19 protein-coding genes are annotated in these 26,559 nt (G+C 59.5%); 7 read left to right on the top strand and 12 right to left on the bottom strand.

Features of this window, described 5'->3' with window-relative positions:
- Positions 1-52 precede the first annotated feature (52 nt).
- Positions 53-1,204, bottom strand: a complete 1,152-nt coding sequence (locus tag ACI514_RS06240) for a M14-type cytosolic carboxypeptidase (RefSeq protein WP_160058662.1) — start codon at positions 1,202-1,204, stop codon at positions 53-55.
- Between the two features lie 96 nt (positions 1,205-1,300).
- Between ACI514_RS06240 and ACI514_RS06245 the strand changes: the two genes are divergently transcribed.
- A complete protein-coding gene (locus ACI514_RS06245; RefSeq protein WP_160058661.1) occupies positions 1,301-1,519 on the top strand; it encodes a hypothetical protein in 219 nt (72 codons plus the stop codon).
- A gap of 170 nt (positions 1,520-1,689) precedes the next feature.
- Here the strand turns inward: ACI514_RS06245 and ACI514_RS06250 are convergent, their stop codons facing one another.
- Positions 1,690-2,028, bottom strand: coding sequence for a DUF6124 family protein (locus tag ACI514_RS06250; RefSeq protein WP_160058660.1), 339 nt, complete (start codon positions 2,026-2,028; stop codon positions 1,690-1,692).
- A 130-nt stretch (positions 2,029-2,158) separates the two neighbouring features.
- Here ACI514_RS06250 and ACI514_RS06255 point away from each other — a divergent pair, with 130 nt between their 5' ends.
- On the top strand, positions 2,159-2,818 hold the full coding sequence (locus ACI514_RS06255) for a LexA family protein (protein ID WP_405123296.1): 660 nt from the start codon (positions 2,159-2,161) through the stop codon (positions 2,816-2,818).
- Between the two features lie 40 nt (positions 2,819-2,858).
- On the opposite strand, the gene ACI514_RS06260 is transcribed toward ACI514_RS06255, so the two are convergent.
- From ACI514_RS06260 to ACI514_RS06275, 4 genes are all read right to left on the bottom strand, one after another.
- Complete coding sequence (locus tag ACI514_RS06260; RefSeq protein ID WP_405123297.1) at positions 2,859-4,808, bottom strand: acetyl/propionyl/methylcrotonyl-CoA carboxylase subunit alpha; 1,950 nt, start codon at positions 4,806-4,808, stop codon at positions 2,859-2,861.
- Positions 4,808-5,623, bottom strand: a complete 816-nt coding sequence (locus ACI514_RS06265) for a gamma-carboxygeranoyl-CoA hydratase (protein ID WP_160058657.1) — start codon at positions 5,621-5,623, stop codon at positions 4,808-4,810. The genes ACI514_RS06260 and ACI514_RS06265 overlap by 1 nt, the downstream gene beginning before the upstream one ends.
- Positions 5,624-5,636: 13 nt before the next feature.
- Positions 5,637-7,241, bottom strand: a complete 1,605-nt coding sequence (locus ACI514_RS06270; protein ID WP_160058656.1) for a carboxyl transferase domain-containing protein — start codon at positions 7,239-7,241, stop codon at positions 5,637-5,639.
- Positions 7,242-7,338: 97 nt separating this feature from the next.
- On the bottom strand, positions 7,339-8,502 hold the full coding sequence (locus tag ACI514_RS06275; protein WP_405123298.1) for an isovaleryl-CoA dehydrogenase: 1,164 nt from the start codon (positions 8,500-8,502) through the stop codon (positions 7,339-7,341).
- 296 nt (positions 8,503-8,798) lie between these two features.
- Here ACI514_RS06275 and ACI514_RS06280 point away from each other — a divergent pair, with 296 nt between their 5' ends.
- Positions 8,799-10,496, top strand: a complete 1,698-nt coding sequence (locus tag ACI514_RS06280) for an AMP-binding protein (RefSeq protein WP_405123299.1) — start codon at positions 8,799-8,801, stop codon at positions 10,494-10,496.
- A 686-nt stretch (positions 10,497-11,182) separates the two neighbouring features.
- On the opposite strand, the gene ACI514_RS06285 is transcribed toward ACI514_RS06280, so the two are convergent.
- From ACI514_RS06285 to ACI514_RS06295, 3 genes are all read right to left on the bottom strand, one after another.
- Positions 11,183-12,082 carry a hydroxymethylglutaryl-CoA lyase gene (locus ACI514_RS06285; RefSeq protein ID WP_160058653.1) on the bottom strand — a complete coding sequence of 300 codons (900 nt, stop codon included), beginning with the start codon at positions 12,080-12,082 and terminating at the stop codon, positions 11,183-11,185.
- 55 nt (positions 12,083-12,137) lie between these two features.
- A complete protein-coding gene (locus ACI514_RS06290) occupies positions 12,138-12,539 on the bottom strand; it encodes a MerR family DNA-binding transcriptional regulator (RefSeq protein WP_160058652.1) in 402 nt (133 codons plus the stop codon).
- Between the two features lie 142 nt (positions 12,540-12,681).
- Entirely contained in the window at positions 12,682-13,617 is a 936-nt protein-coding gene (locus tag ACI514_RS06295) for a LysR family transcriptional regulator (RefSeq protein WP_405123300.1), read from the bottom strand.
- A 171-nt stretch (positions 13,618-13,788) separates the two neighbouring features.
- Here ACI514_RS06295 and ACI514_RS06300 point away from each other — a divergent pair, with 171 nt between their 5' ends.
- A complete protein-coding gene (locus ACI514_RS06300; RefSeq protein ID WP_405123301.1) occupies positions 13,789-15,018 on the top strand; it encodes an acyl-CoA dehydrogenase in 1,230 nt (409 codons plus the stop codon).
- 130 nt (positions 15,019-15,148) lie between these two features.
- On the opposite strand, the gene ACI514_RS06305 is transcribed toward ACI514_RS06300, so the two are convergent.
- Positions 15,149-16,483, bottom strand: a complete 1,335-nt coding sequence (locus ACI514_RS06305; RefSeq protein WP_405123302.1) for a substrate-binding domain-containing protein — start codon at positions 16,481-16,483, stop codon at positions 15,149-15,151.
- Positions 16,484-16,670: 187 nt separating this feature from the next.
- On the bottom strand, positions 16,671-17,483 hold the full coding sequence (gene xthA / locus ACI514_RS06310; protein WP_105704880.1) for an exodeoxyribonuclease III: 813 nt from the start codon (positions 17,481-17,483) through the stop codon (positions 16,671-16,673).
- A gap of 302 nt (positions 17,484-17,785) precedes the next feature.
- Here xthA and ACI514_RS06315 point away from each other — a divergent pair, with 302 nt between their 5' ends.
- The 3 genes from ACI514_RS06315 (at position 17,786) to ACI514_RS06325 (ending at position 23,901) form a co-directional block, all read left to right on the top strand.
- A complete protein-coding gene (locus ACI514_RS06315; RefSeq protein ID WP_405123303.1) occupies positions 17,786-18,436 on the top strand; it encodes a GNAT family N-acetyltransferase in 651 nt (216 codons plus the stop codon).
- Positions 18,437-18,502: 66 nt separating this feature from the next.
- Positions 18,503-20,230 carry an autotransporter assembly complex family protein gene (locus ACI514_RS06320; RefSeq protein ID WP_405123304.1) on the top strand — a complete coding sequence of 576 codons (1,728 nt, stop codon included), beginning with the start codon at positions 18,503-18,505 and terminating at the stop codon, positions 20,228-20,230.
- Positions 20,227-23,901, top strand: a complete 3,675-nt coding sequence (locus ACI514_RS06325; RefSeq protein WP_405123305.1) for a translocation/assembly module TamB domain-containing protein — start codon at positions 20,227-20,229, stop codon at positions 23,899-23,901. Before ACI514_RS06320 ends, ACI514_RS06325 begins: the two co-directional genes overlap by 4 nt.
- A 130-nt stretch (positions 23,902-24,031) precedes the next feature.
- On the opposite strand, the gene ACI514_RS06330 is transcribed toward ACI514_RS06325, so the two are convergent.
- On the bottom strand, positions 24,032-26,524 hold the full coding sequence (locus tag ACI514_RS06330) for a fimbria/pilus outer membrane usher protein (RefSeq protein WP_405123306.1): 2,493 nt from the start codon (positions 26,522-26,524) through the stop codon (positions 24,032-24,034).
- Positions 26,525-26,559: the final 35 nt, after the last annotated feature.

Genomic DNA, 26,559 nt, shown 5'->3' on the forward strand with positions numbered 1-26,559 from the left:
AAAGCAAAAGATCGCAGACAAGCTGCGATCTTTTCAGGGACGGAGGAGGTTATCAGCGCAGGGTATCGACCATGTCAGCGATGGTCGTCAGCACATCTTTGCCCAACTGTTTTGAGCGCTTGCCCGACCACCCGGTTACTTTGTCGGGATGGTCGTCGTGATCCTTGAACGGCATCTCCAGAGTCAACGACAGGCAGTCGTATTTCTGCCCGACGCTGTTGCACGCCAGGGTCATGTTGGCCTGGCCCGGTTCGTCGCGGGTGTAGCCGTGCTTGGTCTGGAAGTCTTTGGTGGTGTGTTTCAAGTGGCTGCGGAAATGCTCTTCGAGCTTTTCGATACGCGGCGTGTAACCCGGATTGCCTTCGCAACCGGCGGTGAACACGTGGGGGATTTCTTCGTCACCATGTACGTCGAGGAACAGATCGACGCCATACTTTTCCATCTGCTGTTGTACGAAAAGTACCTCGGGGCTGATGTCCTGACTGGCGTTCTGCCAGGCGCGATTCAAGTCCTGGCCCATCGCGTTGGTGCGCAAGTGTCCATGGAACGCACCGTCGGGATTCATGTTCGGCACCAGGTACAAATCAGCGCTTGCCAGCAGTTTGTTCAGCACAGGATCGTCGTGTCTTTCCAAGCGTTCGATCACGCCTTCCATAAACCATTCGGCCATGTGTTCGCCCGGATGCTGTTGAGCAATGATCCAGACTTTGCGCTGGCCTTCGGCGCCGCTGCCTTTACGCAGCAACTGAATATCGCGACCTTCGATACTCTTGCCGGTCGCCAGCAATTCGGTGCCGGCCTTGCTCAGGGCCTGGTCGATCAGCCAGTCGTGACGGCCACGGCTATAGGGTTCGAAGTAGGCGAACCAGGCGTGGGTTTGCTCGGCTTCGAGGCAAAAGCGCAGGCTGTCACCTTCAAAGCTGGTTGGAATGCGGAACCAGTTGACGTGGTCGTAGGAGGCGACCGCCTGATAGCCAGTCCAGGCTTTGTTATAGGAAGATTGACTCGCGTTGACCAGGCGAAACCAGTGCTCCTGATGAACATGCAGACCGCTGGCCTTGAAGTGGAACCACTGAAAATGGGCGCTGCGGGTGTCCGGGCGAATGGCCAGGACCGGATTGAGCGGGTTGCTGATGTCGATGACTTGGATGTTGCCGCTGTCGAAGTTGGCGCTGATGTCGAACGAAGATTTGGCCACGGTCATAATCGATTCCTGAATATGATTTTTATGGCCGTTACTTTACACGCAGGCAGGGCTGAAACCGAGGGGAATTGCGGGGTGTGGCGGGGGGCGTCCTCCATGACGCGCAAGCAGCTTAGAGACTGTGCGATTGATTCTCAAGTGCTAATTGTCATTAGTTTGCCCCAATGTGGCGGGGCCCGGCTTGCCAAGCGATATTCTTTTGATATTATCCGCGCCATCGAATTTGCAGCACTTAAAGACTTCATTAGCCTGAAGACACAAGCCCGAAAAACGGGCAAAAAAAGACCCGGCAAAAAGCCGGGTCAAAAACCGTGATTAGCCTGATGAGGAGATAGTCCAGAAGACCGACCTAAGGTCTCTGGTCCATCGACTGATCTCGCGACCAGCTGCATGCAATAATAATCATTATCATTTGCAAGTCAAATGTTTTTATCTGCGCGATGGGGAAATTCTTTCCCGCCCGCCCGCCCGCGCTCGCGTTCCTCTCAGGCTTCATTGCCATCGAGCGAATGGTCAACCATCGCCCGCGCCATATCCACCATGTGCACCACTGAAAATGCCAGATCGCGACTCGCGCCTTGCAGGTTTTCGGCTGCCTTGAACGCAGTGGCTGCCGCACAGCGCAGCAGGTCCGAGGCGTGCACCAGAGCTTCTTCGCCACTGAGATGGCGCCTGACATCGAAAAAACGCTCGTCGACCTCCGGTTCTGACACAGCTGGTTTCAAGTAATAGTCCAGAGCTCGCTGCGCTGCCGCATTGCCCTGGGGAGAGGTGAAGTTGGTGTCCATTTGCAGGTCGGGCAAGTCTTTGCTGCTGATATTCATGATGAAGAAGCACTCCTTGGGCGATTGAAAATCCGTGCTTTCAGAATAGTACTCTGTGTAGTTGTGACCAGAATTTAAATACTACAATATGTGTTTTGCTGGCCGAAGGCGTCGACGTAAGGTGCTGCACATGGATAAATGGATTGAGTTGGTCAAGGCCAAGATGAGTGAGCTCAAAATCACTCAAACAGAGCTCGGAGAGCGCGTCGGCATGTCCCAGGGCGGGATCGGCCATTGGCTGAACAAGCGTCGCGAACCCGGCATCACTGAAATGAACCGCGTGCTGCAGGCGCTGGGCATGGATTTCCTTGAAGTGGTGTTGGTGATCCGGGAACCGCAAATAACACCTGACGACGACATGCCGCTGGCGCAGAAGTACAACCCGTACTTCCGTTACCCGGTCAGCGATTGGCAAACGACCTGCGAGGTTCGCGAAAGCGATCCGGCGTCCTACACGAAGGCATCAGGCAAGCAGCGTTTCGAACTGACGGATTACCACGCGCGAGGCCCGGCGTTCTGGCTGACGGTGACGGGCGATTCGATGACCGCTCCCAGTGGCCAGAGCATCGCCGAAGGCATGCTGATTCTGGTCGACCCGTCGGCCGAAGCGGTGCCCGGCAAATTGGTGATCGCCCAGTGGCCCGACAGCGCTGAGGCGATTTTTCGCAAACTCGACGAAGAGGGCGGCCAGCGTTACCTGGTGCCGCTCAATCCGACCTGGCCGAAAGCCCTACTGACCGATGAGTGTCGAATCATCGGTGTTGTGGTTCAGGCAACGGCGCGTTACTAGTCAGATCGATCCGCGCCTGGCGTAGGATCGATCCTCCCGTTCACACGGCTTCCAGTTCAACCAAAGCGCTGCCTTCGCCGACCATTTCGCCTTCCTGGCAATACAGCGCTTTGATCACCCCGGCATGCGGCGCACGGATGCTGTGTTCCATCTTCATTGCTTCCAGCACCACCAGTTGTGCACCGGCCTCGACCGATTGCCCAGCCTCGACCAGCACACGGACAATGCTGCCGTTCATTGGCGCGGTCAGTCCGCCCTGATGGCTGTGACTGGCTTCGACGGCGCTGATCGGGTCGTACGTTTCGATGCGCCGCAACTCGCCTTCCCATTGCAGGTACAGAGAATCGCCCTGGCGGATGGCACGTAACGTACGACGAACGCCGTCGTGTTCGACGATGAGTGCTTCGCCGGACAGTCTGGTCTGATCATCGGTACTCAGCGTCAGCGCTCGATCCTGCCCCTCGCAGCTCAAATGCAGGGTGATTTCTCGTGGCAGACCCGCACGCAGTCCGGTGTTGACAGACCATGGTGAAGCAGGATCATCCTGACGCGCCAATTGCGCCAGACTCTGCGCCACGGCCTGCGCCGCCGCGTTCCAGAACGCATCGCTCAACGTGCCCGGAGCAGGCAGCAATTGCTCCTGATAACGCGGAATAAACCCGGTATCCAGTTCCGCTGCCGCAAACGCCGGGTGCGCGATGATCCGCCGCAAGAAGTTGATGTTGGTTTTCAATCCGCCAATCGCAAACTCGTCGAGCATGCTCAACAAGCGCAACCGGGCCTGTTCGCGATCCTCGCCCCAGGCAATCAGCTTGCCGAGCATCGGGTCGTAGAACGGCGAAATCTCATCGCCTTCCTCAACCCCGCTATCGACTCGACGCCCGGGCCCTTCATCGGACTCGCGATACAAATCCAAACGTCCGGTTGCCGGCAGAAAGTCATTTGAAGGATCTTCGGCATACAAGCGCACTTCAATTGCATGGCCGTTAAGCGGCACCTGTTCCTGAGTGATCGGCAACGCTTCACCGCGGGCAACGCGGATTTGCCAAGCAACCAGATCCAGGCCGGTGATGGCCTCGGTCACCGGGTGCTCCACCTGCAGGCGCGTGTTCATCTCCATAAAGAAGAATTCGCCCCGCGCATCCAGCAAAAACTCCACCGTACCGGCGCCGACATAACCGATTGCCTGCGCCGAACGCACCGCCGCTTCGCCCATCGCCCGACGCAGTTCCGGGGACAGGCCCGGTGCCGGCGCTTCTTCGACGACTTTCTGGTGACGGCGCTGAATCGAGCAGTCACGCTCATTCAGATACAAGCAGTTGCCATGCTGATCGGCGAACACCTGAATTTCCACATGACGCGGTTTCAGCAGATATTTTTCCACCAGCATCCGCGAATCGCCAAACGACGACTGCGCTTCACGCTGGGCCGAGGCGAGGGCTTCGGCCAATTGGCTGACGTCCTCGACGACTTTCATGCCCTTGCCGCCACCGCCGGCCGTGGCTTTGAGCAGCACCGGATAACCGATGCGTTCGCAGGCATCGCGGAAGGTCTCGAGATCCTGGGCTTCGCCGTGATAACCCGGCACCAGTGGCACGCCGGCAGTTTCCATCAGCGCTTTGGCGGCGGACTTGCTGCCCATCGCATCAATGGCCGAGGCCGGCGGGCCGAGGAAAATCAAACCGGCCGCTTCAATGGCGCGAGCGAATCCGGCATTTTCCGAGAGAAACCCGTAACCCGGATGAATCGCCTGCGCGCCACTGGCCTTGGCCGCCGCGATCAGTTTGTCGATTTGCAGATAACTGTCGGCCGCTTTGCTACCACCGAGATCGACGCGAACGTCCGCTTCACGGCTGTGCCGCGCTTCACGGTCGGTGGCGCTGTGCACGGCGACCGTGGTCAGGCCCAGCGCTTTGGCGGTGCGCATTACGCGGCAAGCAATTTCGCCACGGTTGGCCACCAGCAGAGTGGTGATAACAGGTGCGCTCATCAACGCGGCTCCTTGGTGGTGGTTGCGGCTTGCCAGCTCGGCGGACGTTTTTGCAGAAAAGCGCGCAGACCTTCCTGGCCTTCCGGGCTGACGCGGATGCGGGCGATGGCGTTCTCGGTGTAGCGGCGCAGCGCCGGGGTCAGCGCGCCGTTGCCGACTTCACGCAGCAAATCCTTGCTGGCGCGCATCGCGGCGGGGCTGTTGAGCAGCAGGTTGTTGGTCCACTGTTCGACTTGCTGATCCAGTTCAGCGGCCGGATAGCTGTCGGACAACAAACCGATTTCCCGCGCACGCTGACCGCCAAAACGTTCGGCGGTCAGCGCATAACGCCGCGCAGCGCGCTCGCCAATCGCTTGCACCACAAACGGACTGATGACTGCCGGCGCCAGACCAATTCGCACTTCCGACAGGCAGAATTGCGCATCATCGGCGCCAATCGCCATGTCGCAGCAACTGATCAACCCCAGCGCGCCACCGAATGCTGCGCCTTGAACGACGGCCACGGTCGGGATTTTCAGTTTGGCGAGGTTGTACATCAGCTCCGCGAGTTCGCGGGCGTCGTCGAGGTTGGTGTGGTAATCGAGTTCGGCCGATTGCTGCATCCACGCCAGATCGGCGCCGGCACTGAAGTGCTTGCCACGGCCACGCACCAGCAGGAAACGCAGGCTGGCATCACTGGCGACCTTGTCGAGTGCGAGGATCAGCTCGCGGATCATCTCGGCGTTGAACGCGTTGTTCTTTTCCGCGCGGTTGAGCCACAGCGTCGCGAAACCCCGTGGGTCGTTTTGCAGTTCGAGGGTGTTGAAATCACTCATGAGATTCTCCCGATCACATCCGGAACACGCCGAAGCGGCTCGGTTCGATTGGCGCGTTCAGCGACGCAGACAAGGCCAGGGCCAGCACATCGCGGGTCTGCGCCGGGTCGATGACGCCGTCGTCCCACAGCCGAGCGCTGGAATAGTAGGGGTGACCCTGCTCTTCGTACTGGTCGAGGATCGGTTGTTTGATCTCTGTTTCTTGCTCGGCACTGAAGTTTTGGCCACTGCGTTCAGCCTGTTCACGCTTGACCTGCACCAACACGCCCGCCGCCTGTTCGGCACCCATCACGCCGATTCGCGCGTTTGGCCACATCCACAGGAAACGCGGATCGTATGCGCGCCCGCACATGCCGTAGTTCCCGGCACCAAAGCTGCCGCCGATGATCACGGTGAATTTCGGCACTTTCGCGCAAGCCACGGCGGTTACCAGTTTGGCGCCATGTTTTGCGATACCGCCGGCCTCGTATTTCTGGCCGACCATGAAACCGGTGATGTTCTGCAAAAACAGCAGCGGAATACCGCGCTGGCAGGCCAGTTCGATAAAGTGCGCACCTTTCTGTGCGGCTTCGGCGAAGAGAATGCCGTTGTTCGCCAGAATCGCGATCGGGTAACCGTGCAGATGCGCAAAGCCACACACCAGCGTGGTGCCGAACAAAGCCTTGAATTCATCGAACACCGAACCGTCGACCAGTCGCGCAATCACTTCGCGCACATCGAACGGCTGCTTGGCATCGGCGGAAACCACGCCATATAACTCGTCAGCGGCGTACAGCGGCGCAATCGGCGTACGTTGCTGCACTTCACCGAGCTTGCGCCAGTTGAGGTTGGCGACGCTGCGGCGGGCGAGGGCGAGGGCATGTTCGTCGCTCTCGGCGTAATGGTCGGCGACCCCGGAAATCTTGCAGTGCACATCGGCGCCGCCCAGATCTTCGGCGCTGACCACTTCGCCGGTCGCAGCTTTCACCAGCGGCGGGCCGGCGAGGAAAATCGTCGCCTGATTGCGCACCATGATTGCTTCGTCGGCCATCGCCGGCACATAAGCACCACCCGCAGTGCAAGAGCCCATGACCACGGCAATCTGCGGAATGCCCATTGCGCTCATGTTGGCCTGGTTGAAGAAGATCCGCCCGAAATGCTCGCGATCCGGAAACACTTCGTCCTGACGCGGCAGGTTGGCGCCGCCGGAGTCCACCAGATAAATACATGGCAGACGATTCTGCTGAGCGATGGTTTGTGCGCGCAGGTGTTTCTTCACGGTCAGCGGATAATACGAACCACCCTTAACCGTCGCATCGTTGGCGACGATCATGCATTCGACGCCTTCTACCCGACCGATCCCGGCAATCACACCGGCAGCCGGCACGTCTTCGCCATATACGGCGTGGGCGGCAAGTTGGCTGATTTCGAGAAACGGCGAGCCCGGATCGAGCAAGCGATTGATGCGCTCACGCGGCAGCAATTTGCCGCGCGAGGTGTGACGTTCCTGAGCTTTCGCGCCGCCACCCTGCGCCACTTGGGCGAGCAGGGTGTGCAGGGCGTCGACCTGTTTGAGCATCGCTGCGCTGTTGGCGGCGAACTCCGCTGAACGGGGATTGAGCTGAGTGTGCAGAATCATGGCTTACTCCGTAAGCAGCTACGAGTTGCAAGCTTGGAGCGGCAAGTTAAAGCTGTTCTCTTGCAGCTTGAAACTTGCAGCTCGCAGCTGACGAAATTCATTTCGTTTCGTTGAACAGTTCGCGACCGATCAGCATGCGACGGATCTCACTGGTGCCGGCGCCGATTTCGTACAGCTTGGCGTCACGCAGCAAGCGGCCAGCCGGGAATTCATTGATGTAACCGTTACCGCCGAGAATCTGGATCGCGTCAAGGGCCATTTGTGTGGCGCGCTCGGCGGTGTAGAGGATCACCCCGGCGGCGTCTTTACGGGTGGTTTCGCCACGCTCACAGGCTTGGGCGACGGCGTAGAGGTAGGCGCGGCTGGCGTTGAGTTGGGTGTACATGTCTGCGACTTTGCCCTGGATCAGCTGGAATTCACCGATGCTTTGGCCGAACTGCTTGCGGTCATGGATGTACGGCACGATCAGGTCCATGCACGACTGCATGATCCCGGTCGGGCCGCCGGAGAGAACCACGCGCTCGTAATCGAGGCCGCTCATCAGCACTTTCACGCCGCCGTTGAGCACGCCGAGGATGTTTTCTTCCGGCACTTCGACGTCATCGAAGAACAGTTCGCAGGTGTTGGAGCCGCGCATGCCGAGCTTGTCGAACTTGTTGCTGCGGCTGAAGCCTTTCCAGTCGCGCTCGACGATGAAGGCGGTGATGCCGTGCGCGCCTTTTTCCAGATCGGTCTTGGCGTAGATCACGTAGGTGTTGGCGTCTGGGCCGTTGGTGATCCAGGTTTTGCTGCCGTTGAGGACGAAGCGGTCGCCGCGTTTGTCGGCGCGCAGTTTCATTGAAACCACATCGGAACCGGCGTTCGGTTCGCTCATCGCCAGTGCGCCAACGTGCTCGCCGCTGATCAGCTTCGGCAGGTACTTGGATTTCTGTTCGTGATTGCCGTTGCGGTTGATCTGGTTGACGCAGAGGTTGGAATGCGCACCGTAGGACAGCGCCACCGAGGCCGAACCGCGGCTGATTTCTTCCATCGCCACGACGTGTGCCAGGTAACCCAGGCCCGCGCCGCCGTACTCTTCCGGCACGGTGATGCCGAGCAGGCCCATGTCACCGAACTTGCGCCACATGTCGGCAGGGAACAGGTTGTCGCTGTCGATCTGCGCGGCGCGCGGAGCGATCTCCTTGGCGACAAAGGACTGAACCTGATCGCGCAGCATGTCGATGGTTTCACCGAGGGCGAAGTTCAGGGATGGGTAGCTCATGGGTCACCTTTTGGCTTTTTTGTAGGGTGGGGAGGGCAGTCACTTGGCTCTCACCTTTACGTTAACGTAAGCCTGTGACGGATGGCTGTCAATCGCCCTTTACGTTAACGTCAACTTGAGCGAGAGTAGGGGCCGTTCAAGATTGAAACGGAGCAGGCCTTGTGGGAGCGAGCCTGCTCGCGAAAGCGTCAGATCAGGCAACATGGATGTTGAATCCGCTGGCCTCTTCGCGAGCAGGCTCGTTCCCACAGGGTTAAATCCGGCAAAACCCACTAATAAAGACAATAGGGGTCGTCATGGATCAACCCAGTGCAAACCCGCAGCGCAGCTACACCCGTGGTTCACAGGACAAAGCTTTGCTGGCGATGACCATCGGGCAGAAGTTCGATCACACGGCCGCGCAATACCCCGACGGTGAAGCGCTGGTGGTGCGCCATCAGCAGCTGCGCTATTCCTGGCGACAACTGGCCGACGCAGTCGATCTGCACGCCAGAGCGCTGCTGGCTTTGGGTTTGCAGGTCGGCGATCGCCTCGGTATCTGGGCGCCGAACTGCGCGCAGTGGTGCATCACTCAATTCGCCACGGCGAAAATCGGCGTGATACTGGTTAACGTCAACCCGGCCTATCGCAGCTCTGAACTCGAATACGTACTCAAACAATCCGGCTGCCAATGGCTGGTCTGCGCCGGGGCGTTCAAGTCCTCCAATTACCACGGCATGTTGCAGGGACTGGTGCCGGAACTGGCCGAGCAACCCATCGGCCAATTGCGCAGCGAACGCCTCCCCGAACTGCGTGGGGTAATCAGCCTTGACGCGCAACCACCGTCAGGTTTTCTGCCGTGGTCGCAACTGGCCGATCTGGCCACCAGAATCTCTCCCGATCAACTACACGAATGCAGCGACAGTCTGCACTTCGATCAGCCGGTGAACATCCAGTACACCTCCGGCACCACCGGTTTCCCCAAGGGCGCGACCCTCAGCCACTACAACATCCTCAATAACGGCTACATGGTCGGTGAAAGCATCGGCTTGACCCCGCGCGATCGTCTGGTGATCCCGGTGCCGCTGTACCACTGCTTCGGCATGGTCATGGGCAACCTCGGCTGCATCACCCACGGCAGCACGATGATTTACCCCAACGACGCGTTCGATCCATTGCTGACCCTGCAAACCGTCGCCGAAGAAAAAGCCACCGGCCTTTATGGCGTACCGACCATGTTCATCGCCATGCTCGACCAGCCACAGCGCGGCGAATTCGATCTGTCGAGCCTGCGCACCGGAATCATGGCGGGCGCTACGTGCCCGATCGAAGTGATGCGTCGGGTCATCAGCGAGATGCACATGAGCGAAGTGCAGATCGCCTACGGCATGACCGAAACCAGCCCGGTGTCGCTGCAAACCGGTCCGAACGATGAGCTGGAGTTACGCGTGACCACCGTCGGCCGCACCCAGCCACAGCTGGAAAGCAAGATCATCGATGAGGCCGGCAACCTCGTGCTGCGCGGCACCATCGGCGAACTGTGCACCCGTGGCTACAGCGTGATGCTCGGCTACTGGAGCAATCCGCAGGCCACCGCTGAAGCCATCGATGAGGCGGGCTGGATGCACACCGGCGACCTGGCGAGCATGAACGAGGAGGGTTACGTCAACATCGCCGGGCGTAACAAAGACATGATCATCCGTGGTGGCGAGAACATTTATCCGCGTGAGCTGGAAGAGTTTTTCTTCACCCATCCGGCGGTGGCGGACGTTCAGGTGATTGGCATTCCGTGCTCGCGTTACGGCGAGGAGATTGTCGCCTGGATCAAATTCCACCCTGGTCACAACGCTTCCGAACTGGAGCTGCAAACCTGGTGCAAGGAGCGCATCGCGCACTTCAAGACGCCACGGCACTTCAAATTCGTTGAAGAGTTTCCGATGACGGTCACGGGCAAGATTCAGAAATTCAGGATGCGTGAGATCAGTATCGAAGAGCTGCGCGAAAAGCAGGCCTGACACAAAACTTAATGTGATGACAATCTAATGTGGGAGCGAGCCTGCTCGCGAATGCAGTGTGTCATTCAGCGCAGATGTGTCTGATACACCGCTTTCGCGAGCAGGCTCGCTCCCACAGGGATTAGCGGTGTTGGAAAGAGGAATCACAGAAAGCACAAAGGGGAGCCGAAGCTCCCCTTTAATTTTGTCGTCGCGTGCTCTTTTTTATTATTGAGGGTCGGTCTGTTGTTGTTTTTGGCAACCGTGGCCCTTTACCGCTGTTTTTGGCGACCCCCATCCGGGGTCAAGAGCAAACGTATTTTTTTGAGCGCTGATCTGCTTTCTCGCTAAGCGATCCAACCGATTCGGGAGCTACCTGAAGGTAGTTTTATTGTTCTCTGCCCGGTTGCGGGTCACTCCTGAGAGCACCCTGAAAAGCACACCTTCTCCAAAAAAATCTGTTAGCTGCGTCTCTGCCGTGTTGTTTTTGTTATGTCAGAGTCGGTACGTCTTATTTTTATTGGTTTGCTGCTTTTTATTCTTGTTATGCCATAGAGATAGCAGAAGCCGTGCCAACTTTTAAAAATCCTTATAAATCAATGATTTGGAAATTTCAGTAAATTTTCACTCCAGCGAAACCAGACAATTTGTTTCCGTGTTACTCGCTTAAACCCACATTCCGGACACAGCGGTAACACCTTGTTCCCTCACTGTGCGCTGCGAGCCTTGGCCACGCGCGAACCGCTCGGGCGGCCGAGCACCGCGCTGATCTGCTGACCCGCAGCAATCAAGGCGTCCAGGTCGATACCGGTCTCGATGCCGAGGCCGTTGAGCAGGTACACCACATCTTCGGTAGCAACGTTACCGCTCGCGCCTTTGGCGTACGGGCAGCCGCCGAGGCCCGCGATAGAGCTGTCGAACACCGAAATGCCTTCGAGCAGGCTGGCATAGATATTGGCCATGGCCTGGCCGTAAGTGTCGTGGAAATGCCCGGCGAGCTTGTCCCGTGGCACCTGCGCCGAAACCACTTCAAACAAGCGGCGAGTCGCGCCCGCAGTGCCAGTGCCGATGGTGTCGCCCAGCGAGACTTCATAGCAGCCCATCGCATACAACTCGCGCGCGACCATCGCCACTTTCTCCGGCGCGACCGTGCCTTCGTACGGGCAACCGAGCACGCAGGACACGTAACCGCGCACGGTAACGCCGTGCTGTTTCGCCGCTTCCATGATCGGCGCAAAGCGCGCCAGGCTTTCGCTGATCGAGCAGTTGATGTTGCGTTGCGAGAAGGCTTCGGAGGCCGCGGCGAACACCGCGACTTCCCTGACCCCAGCGGCTATGGCGTCTTCGAAGCCGCGCAGGTTTGGCGCCAGTGCACCGTAGGTCACGCCGGGTTTGCGCTGGATTTGTGCGAACACCTCGGCAGAACCGGCCATTTGCGGTACCCATTTCGGCGAAACGAAACTGCCGACTTCTATATAGCCGAGACCGGCGGCGCTGAGGGCGTCGACCAGTTGCACCTTGTCGGCAACGCTGATCGGTTGGGCTTCGTTCTGCAGGCCATCGCGCGGGCCGACTTCGATCAGGCGTACTTGGGAGGGGAGGGACATGGCGGTTGACCTGTTGTAGTTATCTGAAATCTGCGGATATCCCCCTGTGGGGTTGTTACTGAATGGCCTGCTGGCTCTTGAGCGTCTGCTCCAACGCCTGCACGCAGCGCTCTTCAGCGGTATCGAGTTCCAGCTTCATCTGTTCGATATCCAGCAACTGCTGCTCCAGCTGCTCGCGGCGCTCGGCGATTTTCGCCAGCATGCTGTTGAGCTGCTTGGTGTTACCGCTGGACGGGTCATAAAGCTCGATCAGTTCGCGGCATTCGGCCAGCGAGAAGCCGATGCGTTTGCCACGCAGGATCAGCTTCAGGCTGACCTTGTCGCGTGGCGAATAGATACGTTCCTGGCCACGGCGCTCAGGACTGAGCAGGCCTTGCTCTTCATAAAAGCGGATCGCCCGGGTGGTGATGTCCAGCTCGCGGGCGAGGTCGGAGATGCTGTAAGTCTGGCTGCTCATGGAAGCGCTCGGAAAAAGGTCTTGGCGCTAAGCTAATGGCAGGTTGACGTTTACGTCAAGCAAGAAAAAGATCGTAGCCTGCGGCAGCTCCTACACCGATCTCTGTAGGAGCTCCCGCAGGCTGCGATCTTTTGATCTTTCCTTACTCCACCTGCTTATCGAGCTTCTTCTCCTGTGCCGTCACCTGCTGGCACAACTCGATCATTTGCTCGCGCATCCAGCGATTCGCCGGATCCTGGTCAGTGCTTTCATGCCAATACAGGTGCGTCTCCACGGGCGGCACATCATTCACCGGCAAATTAAACGCCTGCAACTCATGTCGACGGGCAAAGCGCTCCGGCACGGTCATGACCATGTCGGTCTGCTGCATCACCTGTGACGCCATCAAGTAATGCTGCGAACGCAGGGCAATCTTGCGCTGAATACCCATTTTGCCCAGCGCCAGATCGACATAACCCAGACCACTGCGGCGGCTGGAAATGTGGATATGCGTCAGCGACAAATAATCATCCAGCGAGAGCTTTTCCTTGCCCGCCATCGGATGACCCTTGCGCATCGCACACACGTAACGGTCTTCCATCAGCTTGACATGACGCACCTGCGGGTCGGTGTTAAGTGGCGCATCCACGGCAAAATCCAGACGCCCGGCCGCCAGTTCCTTGGTGGTCTCCCGACGTTTTGACAGAAAACTTTCGATGATCACGGTCGGCGCCAAGCGGCGCAGGCGCTGGAACAGCGGCGGCAGAATTACCGCTTCGGTGAGGTCGGTCATGCTGATGCGGTAGGTCTTGACCGCCTGCGCCGGGTTGAAAATGCGGCTTTCCTGAACCGACACACGCAGCAGCGACAAAGCGTTGCGCACCGGGCCGATGATGTTCTGCGCCATCGGCGTCGGCACCATGCCCTGAGCGGTACGCACGAACAGCGGGTCGTTGAAGGTCTCGCGCAACCGCGCCAAGGCGTTGGACACCGCCGGCTGAGTGATGCCGACAATCTGCCCGGCGCGGGTCAGGTTGGCTTCGGTATAGATCGCGTCGAAGACGATGAAAAGGTTGAGGTCGACCTTACTCAGATTCATAACGCGGCTTCTCTTGTTATTTAGGGCGGTGTTTTAGGGGCTGGCAATCAGCCGATCATATATCGGTGATGAATGTTTATACACGCCGAGAATAGGCTAGGTAAATTATCAACGCTGTTCTAGCATCGATTGCATGACTTAAACAACCTCTGCCCAAGAAGGTAATTGATCATGGATTTCGCTTATTCGCCCAAGGTGCAAGAACTGCGTGAGCGCGTGACCGCGTTCATGGACACTTACGTTTACCCGGCCGAAGCCGTGTTCGAGCGCCAGGTTGCCGAAGGCGATCGGTGGCAGCCGACGGCGATCATGGAAGAGCTCAAAGCCAAGGCCAAGGCCGAAGGCCTGTGGAATCTGTTTCTGCCGGAATCGGAGCTCGGTGCCGGTCTGACCAACCTTGAATACGCGCCGCTCGCGGAAATCATGGGCCGCTCGCTGCTCGGCCCCGAGCCGTTCAACTGCTCGGCGCCGGACACCGGCAACATGGAAGTGCTGGTGCGCTACGCCAACGAAGAACAGAAACAACGCTGGCTCGAACCACTGCTGCGCGGCGAGATCCGCTCGGCGTTCGCCATGACCGAACCTGACGTAGCCTCGTCCGACGCCACCAACATGGCCGCTCGCGCCGAGCGCAATGGTGACGAGTGGGTGATCAACGGCAAAAAATGGTGGACCTCCGGTGCTTGCGATCCGCGCTGCAAGATCCTCATCTTCATGGGCCTGAGCAATCCCGATGCACCGCGTCATGCGCAGCACTCGATGATCCTTGTGCCAGTCGACACCCCCGGCGTGAAGATTGTCCGTCCGTTGCCGGTGTTCGGTTACGACGATGCGCCACACGGCCACGCCGAAGTACTGTTCGACAACGTGCGCGTGCCGTATGAAAACGTCCTGTTGGGTGAAGGACGCGGCTTTGAAATTGCCCAGGGTCGTCTTGGCCCAGGCCGGATTCACCACTGCATGCGTTCGATCGGCATGGCCGAACGTGCATTGGAATTGATGTGCAAACGCTCGGTGAGCCGCACGGCATTCGGCAAACCGCTGGCGCGTCTGGGCGGTAACGTCGACAAGATCGCCGACTCGCGGATGGAGATCGACATGGCGCGCCTGCTGACGTTGAAAGCGGCATACATGATGGACACCGTCGGTAACAAAGTGGCGAAAAGCGAGATTGCGCAGATCAAGGTAGTCGCGCCGAACGTCGCGCTGCGAGTGATCGATCGGGCGATCCAGATGCATGGCGGCGCCGGGGTATCGAACGATTTCCCGCTGGCGTACATGTACGCCATGCAACGCACCCTGCGCCTGGCCGACGGCCCGGACGAGGTGCACCGCGCAGCGGTCGGCAAGTTCGAGATCGGCAAGTATGTGCCGAAGGAAATGCTGCGTAGCGGTCATTAAGACCGCGTCGCCTGCTTCGCGAGCAAGCTCGCTCCCACATTAAAGCGCGTTCCAAATGGAAGAATGCGATCCCTGTGGGAGCGAGCTTGCTCGCGAAGGGGCCGGCCCATTCAGTACATAACCATCAGGCTCAATACACCCAAACCTCAACCCGCCGATTCTTGATCCTGCCCTCATCCACATTGTTCGCCGCCACCGGCATCAACGCGCCAAAGCCGCGAACCTCACGCAGCACCACGCCGTTCTTCACCAGCTCCCGGCGCACCGCCATCGCGCGCAGCTTCGACAGCAGGTCCGCGCGTGCGGGGTCATCCTTGGCATCACCAAACCCGACCAATGTCACCGCGCGTTCAGTTTTGTCTCGCCGCTTTATATAGTCGATCACCCGCGCCAGATCCTGACGCGCTTTGTTATCCAGACTCGCGCTGCCTTCTTCAAAACGGAAGTTCACCGTCAGACGCTGGGCGTGGCGGCTGAGTGATTGATAACCCTCGGGCATCAACGCGTTCGGCGCGACGCTCATAGCGTGCACGGTCTGGCTGATAAAACCGTTGGCGGCGACAATCGCCTGACCCTGACGACTTTGCGCAAATGTCACCAACGCCTTCGCCCAAGGATTGTTACTGTCGGGTGGCAGATAGAAGAACAAGCGCCGCGACAGTGGATAGTCCTCGGTGGCGATCAGACTGTTCAGAGGCAACATCGATTGCGATGCGCCATCGGCGATGGCCACGGCTTTGGCCTGACGCACGTAGGGCAAACCGATGAAGCCGATGCCCTGTGGATCCGCGCTGACGGCGTCGGACAGTTGCTCGCTGGACTCAAACCTTTTCGCGTTGCTGCTCAGACTTTTCCCACGACGGCTGAGGACCAGTTCTTTAAACGTGTCGTAGGTGCCGGATTGATCATCGCGCGCATATAAATGAATCGCACCGCCACGCCCGCCAAGGTCTTCCCAGGTTTTCACTTCGCCACTGAAGATCCGCGCCAGTTGCTCGGTGTCCAGTTGTTGGAGGGGATTGTCGGGATGAAGAATGATCGCCAGGCCATCGATGGCGATGACTTGTTCGGCGGCGGGGCTTTTCAGATCGCCCAGTGATTGCAGGGTCTGCAACTCACTGTCCTTGATCTCGCGGGAAGACGCGGCCAGGTCGGCGCTGGCGTTTTTCAACGCGGTAAAACCGGTGCTGGAACCGTGCGCGGCCACTTCCACGACCACGCGTTTGCCTTGGGCGGTCTGGCCGACGATGCGCAGTTCGTTGGCCGTGTCCGGGGTTTCGCGGTGGATTTTCAGCAAACCCTGCTCTTGCAGCAACCCTTCGACCAGCGCCGGGCCGAGTTCGGCGCCGATGGTGTTGGAGCCTTGAATACGCAGCGCCGGGCCGTTTTCAGGAAGGGGCAGGGCAGCGGCCGAAACCGTCAGCCACGCACTCAAGAGAAATACGCACAGAACACGCAGGGTCATGCCGGCACCGAATCAAGCCAAGGGGATTGCCGGGGAGATTAAGTCAGGCGCATGACCAAAAGATGACAACTAACCAATGTAGGAGTGAGCCTGCTCGCGATAGCAGTGTACCGGTCAAATTTACGTTGACTGATTCACCGCTATCGCGAGCAGGCTCACTCCTACAGGTATTGCGTAAGACTGGGGATCAGCTGAGTTCAAGCCAGATCGGCGCATGATCGGACGGTTTTTCCATCCCGCGCAATTCATAGTCGACACCCGCCGCTTTCACCCGCGGCAACAAACCATGTGACGCCAGAATCACATCAATGCGCAGGCCACGCTTCGGTTCATCCTCAAACCCACGGCTGCGGTAATCGAACCAGCTGAACATGTCCGTCACGTCCGGGTTCAGGTGACGATAGCTGTCGGTCAAACCCCAGTTCTTCAGGCGTGCCATCCACTCGCGCTCTTCCGGCAGGAAGCTGCATTTACCGGTTTTCAGCCAGCGCTTCATGTTGTCCGGGCCGATGCCAATGTCACAGTCTTCCGGGGAAATGTTCACATCGCCCATCACCACCACGGGCTGTTCATTGTGAAACTGGCTTTCCAGCAGCGCTTGCAGATCGCTGTAGAAACGCTGCTTGGCGGGGAATTTGGTTGGATGGTCGCGGCTTTCGCCCTGGGGGAAATAGCCGTTCATGATCGTCACCGGCACGCCATTGGCGTCGGCGAAGGTGCCCCAGATAAAGCGGCGCTGGGCGTCTTCTTCGTCAGTGGCGAAACCTTTATGAATGGCGATCGGTTCCTTGCGCGAGAGCATGGCCACGCCGTAATGGCCTTTCTGGCCGTGGAAATACACGTGGTAGCCGAGGGCGCGGACTTCTTCGAGCGGGAACTGGTCGTCGTGGACCTTGGTTTCCTGCAGGCCGATCACGTCCGGCTGGTGTTTTTCGATCAGCGCTGCCAGCTGATGCGGACGGGCGCGCAGTCCGTTGATGTTGAAGGAAACGATCTTCATGGTCGGCAGTCCTGGCAAAAGGGCGATGCTAGCTGACATGGGGGAGATGGGCCAGCGTGGGGTGGGAGAAATCACTTTTGTCTGTGGGATTTGTGTTGTCAGCAATGGCGCCATCGCGAGCAGGCTCACTCCTACAGGGGGAACGCATTCCAAATGTAGGAGTGAGCCTGCTCGCGATAGCGGTCGCCCAGTCGATGAAGATCCCGACTTGGTCTATACCTGTGGGGAACCACGCCACCCGCAAAAGGTTCGTACCAACAAGAGCGCCGCCATTTGAACGCGCCCTGGGGAGAATCACCGTCATGCCTGAAACCCAGACCGCCATCGCCGACATTCATATGCTCGACCGTGGCTACTCCCGCGAAGCTCGATCGCTGCTCTATCAGGCTTATCGCCATGAGCCGACCTTCGCTTACCTGTTCGAAGCCGAGCGCCCCGGCTACGAACAGCGCGTGCGGGCGACGGTGCGCGAACTGGTCAAACAACACTTTCTGCAGGATCTGCCGGCCATCGGCCTGCTGGTCAACGACCGTCTGATCGGCATCGCCCTGATCGCGCCGCCACAACGCCGTCTGGGCATCACCGAAAGCTGGGCGTGGCGTTTGCGCATGGTGCTCAGCACCGGATTCCGCTGCACCCGCCGCTATCTCGATTACCACGACGCCGTCGCCGCGTGTGTGCCCAGTGATTCGGTACACATGCTGCCGCTGCTGGGCATCCACCCACAATTTCAGGGCAAGCACTTTGGCGAGCAACTGCTGACCGCCGTACACAACTGGTGCGCGGTGGACGAAACCTCGCAAGGCGTGGTGCTCGACACCGGCAACCCACGCTATCTGGAATTCTATAAACGGCAGGGTTATGAGGAGATCGGCGAGGTTGCCGTCGGGCCGGTGCGCGAACACGTGTTTTTCCACGCCAATCCGCAGGTGTTACAAACTGCAACAGCATGACAATCGAACTTCTTGGGAAATTTCCTGTTCTATCACGCTCCCAAGCCCGTGATAGCATCCGCGCCTATGAAGTTTCCAGGAAGATTTACCAGTGGCGTGCTCGTGCTGTTAACCAGCTGCGCGGCGCTGGCGCAAAGTGAATTGGATGTGCGGATCAAACCGTCCAACGATGAACTCAAGGCCAATATAGAAGGCTATATCGGCAGCCTCGGCGATCGTGACGAAGAAGCCCTGCAGCGCTTCAGTCGCGGTGCCGAAGAGCAGGCGCGCAAAGCGGCTCAGGCGTTGGGCTACTACCAGCCGCAGATCGAAAGTGACGTCAAGGGCGGCGACAAGCCGCGCCTGGTGTTGAACATCGATCCCGGCGAGCCGATTCATCTGCGCAACGTCACCATTCGTGTCGACGGCCCGGCTGCCTCCCTCAAATCCTTTCGAGTGCCGAAAAGCGACGCGCTCAAGTCCGGCGCGGTGCTCAACCATGGGCGTTACGAAGACGCCAAAAGACTTATTCAGAATCAGGCCTCGCGCTTCGGTTTTTTCAGTGGCCACTTCACTAGTCAAAAACTCATGGTCGACCCGCGCGCCGGGGTCGCCGACATCGAACTGATCTACGAAAGCGGCCCGCGTTATGCGCTGGGCAAAGTAAAATTCGAAGGCGACACGCCGTTCGACGAAGACCTGCTGCAACGCATGGTGCCGTTCAAGGAAGGCGAACCGTATGACTCCGAGCTGATCGCCGAGCTCAACCGCGACCTGCAATCGAGCGGTTATTTCGAGGGCGTACGCGTCGATGCCGCACCGACCACGGCGAAAAATGACGTGATCCCGGTCGACGTCAAACTCGACACGCGCAAGCCGCGCACCATGGGCCTGGGCCTCGGTTACTCGACCGACGTCGGCCCGCGCATCAAAGCCAACTGGACCCGCCACTGGGTCAACCCGCAAGGCGACAGTTATGGTTGGGAAGCCGAGCTGTCGGCGCCACGGCAAAACGTCGGCTTGTTCTATGACATCCCGCTCGACCCGCCACTGACCGATAAATTGCGTTGGGCCGGCGGCTATCAATTCGAAGACATCGACGGTTCCGACACGCTCAGCAAGCTGCTGACCTTCGGCCCGGAATGGCACAGCAAATTACCGAGCGGCTGGCAGCGGGTGATCTCGCTGAAATGGCAGCGCGAAGAATATGAACTCGGCGACGATTCGGGCCTGAGCACCTTGCTGATGCCTGGCATCAGTTACTCGTATCTGAAAAGCGACAACCGCATCGACCCGCACAATGGCTATCGCCTGAGCTTCGAAAGCAAAGTGGCGAAGGAAGGCCTCGGCTCGGACAACAACCTTTTATATGGCACCGCGCTGGTCAAAGGCTTGACCACGGTGTTCGACAAACATCGCTTGCTCGGTCGCGTGCAGGTCGGCGGCAGCGCCACCAACGGCTACAACTCGATTCCGCCGTCGCTGCGTTTCTTCGCCGGTGGCGATCAGAGCGTGCGCGGTTACGACTACCAGAGCCTGTCGCCGAAAAACTCCGATGGCGATCGCATCGGTGGCCGCTACATGGTCGCCGGCAGCGTCGAGTATCAATACTCGATCGCCGAAAAATGGCGCGTCGCGACTTTCGTCGATCAGGGCAATTCCTTCAACAAACTCGAACTGCCGAACCTCAAGACCGGGGTCGGTATTGGTGTGCGCTGGGTCTCGCCGGTCGGGCCGATCCGCCTCGATCTGGCCCACGCACTCGACGACGATGGCGGCATCCGGCTGCACTTTTCCATGGGGCCTGAGCTGTGAAGCGTGGTTTGAAAATTACGGCGCTGGCGTTGTTGGCGCTGCTGTTGTTGATCGTATTGAGCGTCACCGCCGTACTCGGCACGGCAGCCGGCAGCCGCTGGATGCTGGGCCTCGTGCCGGGCTTGAGCGTGGAAAATTTCCAGGGCCGCCTCGGCGGGCAGTGGAGCGCCGATCATCTGCTGTGGCAGCAGGACAGCAGTCGCGTCGAGCTGAACAAGGCAATCTTCGCCTGGTCACCGCTGTGCCTGACGCGCATGACTTTGTGCATCGAACAGCTCAAGGCTGATCAGGTGATTCTGCAATTCCCGCCGAGCGAAGAAACCACCGAGAGCGGCCCGATCAAACTGCCGGATCTGCAATTGCCGGTGGCCATCGAACTGGGCGACGTGCAGGTCGGCAGCCTGCTGTTCAACGGCAGCGAACAGCTCAAGGGCTTGCAACTGGCGGCGCACTGGACCGCCCAAGGCATGCAGATCGACAGCGTGAAATTGCAGCGCGACGACCTCAGCCTGAACCTGTCCGGCACACTCACGCCGACCGGCAACTGGCCGCTGAACATCGCTGGAGACCTGACGCTTCCATCGCCGGGCACGGGACCGTGGACACTAGCGTTGAAGATTGACGGCGACCTGCTGAAAACCCTCAATCTGCACGCCGACAGCCGTGGTTATCTTGACGGCCAGTTGAGCGGCGAGTTGCAACCGCTGGCGGAAAACCTGCCGGCCAAGGTGCGCATCACCTCCGAGGCGTTCAAACCGAGCACCGATTTGCCGGACACCCTGCAACTCAATCAACTGGTGCTGACCGGCGAAGGCGACCTGAAGAACGGTTACCAACTCAACGGCAACGCCACGCTGCCCGCCGACAAAGGCCCGGTGGCGCTGTTGCTCAAAGGTAAAGTCGACGCCAGCGGCGCGCAGATCGCCGGCCTCGACCTGACGGCCAACGACAAGCAAAGCCTGAAACTCACGGGCAGCGTCGACTGGAGCAAAGGCCTCAGCGCCCAAGCCAATATCAACTGGCAGGACTTTCCGTGGCATCGGCTCTATAACGAAATCGACGAGCCACAAGTCGCCTTGCGTACGTTTACTGGCGAAGTCTCTTACACCGACGGTCAGTACCTCGGCAACTTCGCCGCCGCACTGGATGGTCCGGCCGGCGCGTTTACCCTTAGCAGTCCGTTCAGCGGCAGCCTTAAACAGATCGCTTTGCCACAATTGAAAATGCAAGCCGGGCAGGGCAAGGCTGAAGGTCACGTCAATGTGCAATTCGCCGATGGCATCGCCTGGGACACGGCGCTGGAGCTGTCGGCGCTTAACCCGGCGTACTGGGTCGCCGAGTTGCCGGGCACGTTGGCCGGGCCGCTGAAAAGCCAAGGCGAAATGAAGAACGAACGGCTGAGCCTGACCGCCGATCTCGACTTGAAAGGCAAACTGCGCGGGCAACCGGCGATCCTCCAGGCCAAGGCTGACGGCGCCGGCGAACAGTGGAATCTCAACGCCCTGCAAATCCGCCTCGGCGACAACAGCATCAACGGCAAGGGCAGCCTGCAACAGAAACTCACCGGGCAGATCGATATCAAGCTGTCGCGTCTGGCTCAGCTCTGGCCGCAACTGCGCGGGCAGGTCAACGGGCAGGTCAATGTGGCCGGTACGTTGAAGGCGCCGCAGGGCAAGCTCGACCTGCAAGGTTCGCAACTGGCGTTCCAGGACAATCGCCTGCAAAGCCTCAACCTCGATGCGACCCTCGACAGTGCGCAGCGGGCGAAGATCGATCTGAAGGGCAGCGGCATTCAGGCCGGCGACACCAACCTGGGCGTGTTGACCGCCAGCGCCCAAGGCGACATCAAGAACCAGAAACTCAACCTCGACCTGATCGGGCCGAAACTGAAACTGGCCCTCGGTCTGGATGGCAATCTGGACAAGGGCAACTGGCGCGGCCGTTTGGCCAGTGGCGACATTCAGGCCGGCGGCCAGGACTGGAAACTGCAAAGCCCGGCCAAGCTAGAACGTCTGGCTGATGGCAAGATCAACTTCGGCGCGCATTGCTGGATGTCCGGCAATGCCAGCCTGTGCGGTGAAGATCAGCGGCTGATGCCGGAGCCGAAACTGCGCTATCACCTCAAGCAATTCCCGATCGAAAGCCTCGCGCAATGGTTGCCGAAAGACTTCGCCTGGCAAGGCAAACTCAACGCCGACCTGCAATTGGATCTGCCAGCCAGCGGCCCCAACGGCGTGGTCAGCATCGACGCCAGCGGCGGTACCTTGCGCATGAAGGAAAAGGATCAGTGGCTGGACTTCCCGTACCAGACACTCAAACTGACCAGCAAACTCACGCCCAAGCGCGTCGACACCGAACTCAACTTCGTCGGCGGCAAGCTCGGCGAACTGATGGTGCAGGCGCAGCTCAACCCATTGCCGAAGAACAAACCGCTGAGCGGCTCGTTCCGTCTCACAGGCCTGGATTTGTCGGTGGCGCGGCCGTTTGTGCCGATGGTCGAAAAACTCACCGGACGCCTGAACGGCAGCGGGACGATTTCCGGTGGTTTGCTGGCGCCGCTGGTCAACGGCACGGTGCAGCTCAGCGACGGCGAAGTGTCCGGCGCCGAGTTGCCGATGGAGCTGCAGAACCTGCAACTCACCGCCCTGATTGCCGGCGAATCGGTACGCCTCGACGGCGGCTGGAAAAGCGGCAAGAGCGGGCAGGGCAGCCTGAACGGTAACGTCGCCTGGGGTCAGGCGCTGGTGGTCGATCTGGCGTTGAAAGGCACGCAGTTGCCGGTCACCGTCGAGCCTTATGCCAAGTTGGAAGTGGCGCCGGACCTGAAGATTTCCATGGCTGGCGACGAGCTGAAAATCGCCGGCAAAGTGCAGGTGCCCAAAGGTGAAATCACCGTGCGCGAATTGCCGCCATCAACGGTAAAAGTCTCCGATGACACAATCATCGTCGGTGCGCAGACCGAAGAGGGCAAGCCGCCGATGGCGATGAAAATGGACATCGACGTGGTGGTCGGTGAAGACAAACTGGCCTTCGCCGGTTTTGGCCTGACCGCCAACGTGCAAGGCCATGTGCACATCGGCGACAACATGGACACCCGTGGTGAACTGTGGCTCAACGACGGCCGCTACAGTGCCTACGGCCAGCGCCTGCAAGTGCGCCGTGCGCGTCTGCTGTTCGCCGGCCCCCTCGATCAGCCGTATCTGGATATCGAAGCGATCCGCCAGACCGACGACGTGATCGCCGGTATTCGCCTGAGCGGCAGCGCCGAGCAGCCGACCACACAGATCTTCTCCGAGCCGGCGATGAGTCAGGAGCAGGCGCTTTCCTATCTGGTCCTCGGCCGACCGCTGAGCACCAATGGCGAAGACAACAACATGCTCGCGCAAGCGGCGTTGGGTCTCGGCTTGATGGGCAGTTCCGGGGTCACCAGCAGCCTGGCCAAGGATCTGGGGATTCAGGACTTCCAGCTCGACACGGCGGGCAGCGGCGATGCCACCAGCGTGGTGGCCAGCGGCAATATTACCGAGAAGCTCAGTTTGCGTTATGGCGTTGGCGTGTTTGAACCGGCCAGCACCATTGCGCTGCGCTATAAGCTGAGCAAGAAGGTTTACGTCGAAGCGGCCAGTGGCGTGGCCAGTTCGCTGGATATTTTCTACAAGCGCGATTTCTAGATCGCGCTTTCTCCTGAACCGAGTCGCTTCAATCGCTGGCAAGCCAGCTCCCACAAGCTTCTGTGGCGTACATGATTGTTGTGTGCGCCAAGGACTTTGTGGGAGCTGGCTTGCCAGCGATGGCGTCTTCTCAGTCAGCCACTGGCGCGCGGCACACCAGGGAGGCCCGCTCGTAGTTCAACGCCTTGTCCCGCTCGGGCAGTGCATACGACGCCTCGCAGCGCTGGCCTTGCCAGTTGATGGTCAGGGTACCTGCGTCGTCCTCGACCAGCGCCAGTGCCTTGCCACTCGGGTCGGAAATCGCCAGCTGCTTGCCGGCGGCATCTTCCAGCGACGCACCGAAGGGAATCGGCTGGTGCTGCGCATCGAACAAGGCGAATTGCACCCTGCGTCCGGTTTTGCTCGCGTAGCGCGCCAGCACCACTGCACCGCGGCGCGGCACCACTTGCCGGGTCGCGTTATCGATTTCGATATCGGCGCCCAGATCGCGGGTGTCGAGGTTGATCCAGTTGACCCGATAGGGTTGCGCATTGGGCACCACGGCATAGCCGTTACGTCCGGTTTTCGCCCCGGAGAAGCTGCCGATTTTCACCCCGGAAACGCCTTCGACCTGCGCCAGCGCAAATGTCTCACCGACGGTTTGCCCGAGGTTGATCCCGCCGCTGTGGCCGACGATCGAGCCGGCCAGATTGAGATTCTGCGAATTGTATCCACGGCCCTGACTGTAACCGGCGCTGATGTCCATCACCGATGTTCGCGTGCTGATATTGGCCGAACCGCTGCTGCCACCAGTGCTGCTGTTGCCGCCTTGCACCGAGTAATAAGTGTCGCTGTCTTCCGTCAGGTAACCGTTGATTCCGACCTGAGCACTATCGGTGGCTTTCTGTGTACTGGCGGAGACGAACGCCCTCGGCGCGCGCGGTTTTGAACCCAGCGGGAAAGACAGTGACAGGTTGACCAGGGTGTCGTTGTTCGCCGGCCCATAGTTGCCGATATCCTTGGTGTAGGTGGCGCCCAGGTTGTAACTGACTTCGCCCCAATAGTTGCTGTAACCCGCCGACAGGCTTTGCGAACCGCCGCGCCCCCAATAGCGTTGGTCACTGGCGTTGAGGTAGATGCTGCCATATTGCTGATCACGTCCCAGGCTCTGGTTGACGGTCAGGTCGGTACGGGTTTTCGAGTTGCCCGTGCGTTTTTCGCCCTCGTGGCTCAGTTCCTCGACGTGGTCGGTGAGGGTGCGATAGCCCTCGGTCGAATAGCGATAGGCGGCGAGGGTAAAGCTGGTGTCGGTGCCGGTGAATGTCTTGGCGTACAGCGCCCGCAAGCTGTTGCCCTTGACCACTTGGCCAAAGGTGTGACTGGCGGAATGGGTCACGTCCAGTGACACGGCGCCGATCGGCGTATTGCGCCCGGCGCCCACGGACAGCGCCTGAAAATTCTCGGTCGCCTGCACGCCGACGATGCCGGACAAGTTGCTGCTGATGCCGTAGGCCAGTGTGCTGCTGACGAACTGCGGCGATTGCTGATCATCGCTGTTGCTGTTGTAGCGGCCGGCCGAGACGCTGTACTTCAACTGCCCCTGGCGCACCATGATCGGCAGGCTGGAAAATGCCTGCACTGTCACCCGGCGCTGACCGTCGGCCTCGATAATCGTGATTTCCAGATCGCCGTTGGAACCGCTCGGATAGATATCGCTGATCTCGAAAGGGCCCGGCGGCACGTTGGTGCTGTAGAGCATGTAATTGTTCTGACGAATTTCCACGGTCGCGCTGGACTGAGCAATTCCGCGAATCACTGGCGCATAGCCGCGCTCGCTGTCGGCGCGCATGCCGTCATCGGAGGCCAGTTTCAGGCCGCGATAACGCACGCTGTCGAACAGGTCGGCGTCGGAGAAAATATCCCCGGCACTGAACTGGCCTTTCAACGCGGTCAGGTCATGTTGCAGATAGCTGCGGTTGCTTTTGAAGGTGCTCGGCTGGCCGGTGCTGCTGTTGAAGTTGGACTCGTTGCGCAAGCGCCAGCCACCGAGGTTGATGCCGTTGCGCAGGCCGACGTTATTGGAAATGGTGTCGGCGGTCTGCGTGCTGTTACGGCTGCTGCTCAGCTGATAGTTGATAAACGCCGCAGGCACGCCTTCGTCCCACAGGGCCGGGTCAACGTAACCACGTCGGCCACGTTCCATGGCGCTTTGCGGCACGCTGACCAGCAGGCGCAAGCGCGGTACGTCGTAACGCACGCTGGCATGCTCGATCAATGCGGGCAGGTCGAGGCAGGCGCTCGGGTCGTCAGCGTCAAGTTTGCCGCTGGCCTGCAACTTGGCGATGTCGACGCCCAACTGCTGGACCATTTCCAGGGTCAGGCAGGCCTGGATCTTGCCGTTGCCGGGGTGACGGCGGAAGTCGATGTCGCGACGACCGACCAGCGTGTCGTTGCTGTAGAGGTCAACCCGGTAGTTGCCGGGCAGCACGCTGTTGCTGGCGAGCAGCGATTGCACATCGACAGTCGACGCGGCACCTTGCAGAAACGACGTATTGAACTGTTCATCGCCGTCAGCCTGGCACGCCGTGCTGATGGCCGAGGCGATCAACAACGACGTCAAACCGTCGCGTTTGAGTAAAAACATGCAGGAACCCTATATCACCTCCGATACGAACTAAC

This window comes from Pseudomonas sp. M20 (genome assembly GCF_045037865.1).
In the GTDB taxonomy this organism is placed as follows: Bacteria; Pseudomonadota; Gammaproteobacteria; order Pseudomonadales; family Pseudomonadaceae; genus Aquipseudomonas.

Coding starts and splice junctions, on each gene's coding strand:
- ACI514_RS06245 (WP_160058661.1), top strand. CDS start 1,301: ATGACGCGCAAGCAGCTTAGAGACTGTGCGATTGATTCTCAAGTGCTA.
- ACI514_RS06320 (WP_405123304.1), top strand. CDS start 18,503: ATGAAGTTTCCAGGAAGATTTACCAGTGGCGTGCTCGTGCTGTTAACC.
- ACI514_RS06255 (WP_405123296.1), top strand. CDS start 2,159: ATGGATAAATGGATTGAGTTGGTCAAGGCCAAGATGAGTGAGCTCAAA.
- ACI514_RS06300 (WP_405123301.1), top strand. CDS start 13,789: ATGGATTTCGCTTATTCGCCCAAGGTGCAAGAACTGCGTGAGCGCGTG.
- xthA (WP_105704880.1), bottom strand. CDS start 17,483: ATGAAGATCGTTTCCTTCAACATCAACGGACTGCGCGCCCGTCCGCAT.
- ACI514_RS06295 (WP_405123300.1), bottom strand. CDS start 13,617: ATGAATCTGAGTAAGGTCGACCTCAACCTTTTCATCGTCTTCGACGCG.
- ACI514_RS06240 (WP_160058662.1), bottom strand. CDS start 1,204: ATGACCGTGGCCAAATCTTCGTTCGACATCAGCGCCAACTTCGACAGC.
- ACI514_RS06330 (WP_405123306.1), bottom strand. CDS start 26,524: ATGTTTTTACTCAAACGCGACGGTTTGACGTCGTTGTTGATCGCCTCG.
- ACI514_RS06250 (WP_160058660.1), bottom strand. CDS start 2,028: ATGAATATCAGCAGCAAAGACTTGCCCGACCTGCAAATGGACACCAAC.
- ACI514_RS06265 (WP_160058657.1), bottom strand. CDS start 5,623: ATGAGTGATTTCAACACCCTCGAACTGCAAAACGACCCACGGGGTTTC.
- ACI514_RS06290 (WP_160058652.1), bottom strand. CDS start 12,539: ATGAGCAGCCAGACTTACAGCATCTCCGACCTCGCCCGCGAGCTGGAC.
- ACI514_RS06305 (WP_405123302.1), bottom strand. CDS start 16,483: ATGACCCTGCGTGTTCTGTGCGTATTTCTCTTGAGTGCGTGGCTGACG.
- ACI514_RS06285 (WP_160058653.1), bottom strand. CDS start 12,082: ATGTCCCTCCCCTCCCAAGTACGCCTGATCGAAGTCGGCCCGCGCGAT.
- ACI514_RS06315 (WP_405123303.1), top strand. CDS start 17,786: ATGCCTGAAACCCAGACCGCCATCGCCGACATTCATATGCTCGACCGT.
- ACI514_RS06270 (WP_160058656.1), bottom strand. CDS start 7,241: ATGATTCTGCACACTCAGCTCAATCCCCGTTCAGCGGAGTTCGCCGCC.
- ACI514_RS06275 (WP_405123298.1), bottom strand. CDS start 8,502: ATGAGCTACCCATCCCTGAACTTCGCCCTCGGTGAAACCATCGACATG.
- ACI514_RS06280 (WP_405123299.1), top strand. CDS start 8,799: ATGGATCAACCCAGTGCAAACCCGCAGCGCAGCTACACCCGTGGTTCA.
- ACI514_RS06260 (WP_405123297.1), bottom strand. CDS start 4,808: ATGAGCGCACCTGTTATCACCACTCTGCTGGTGGCCAACCGTGGCGAA.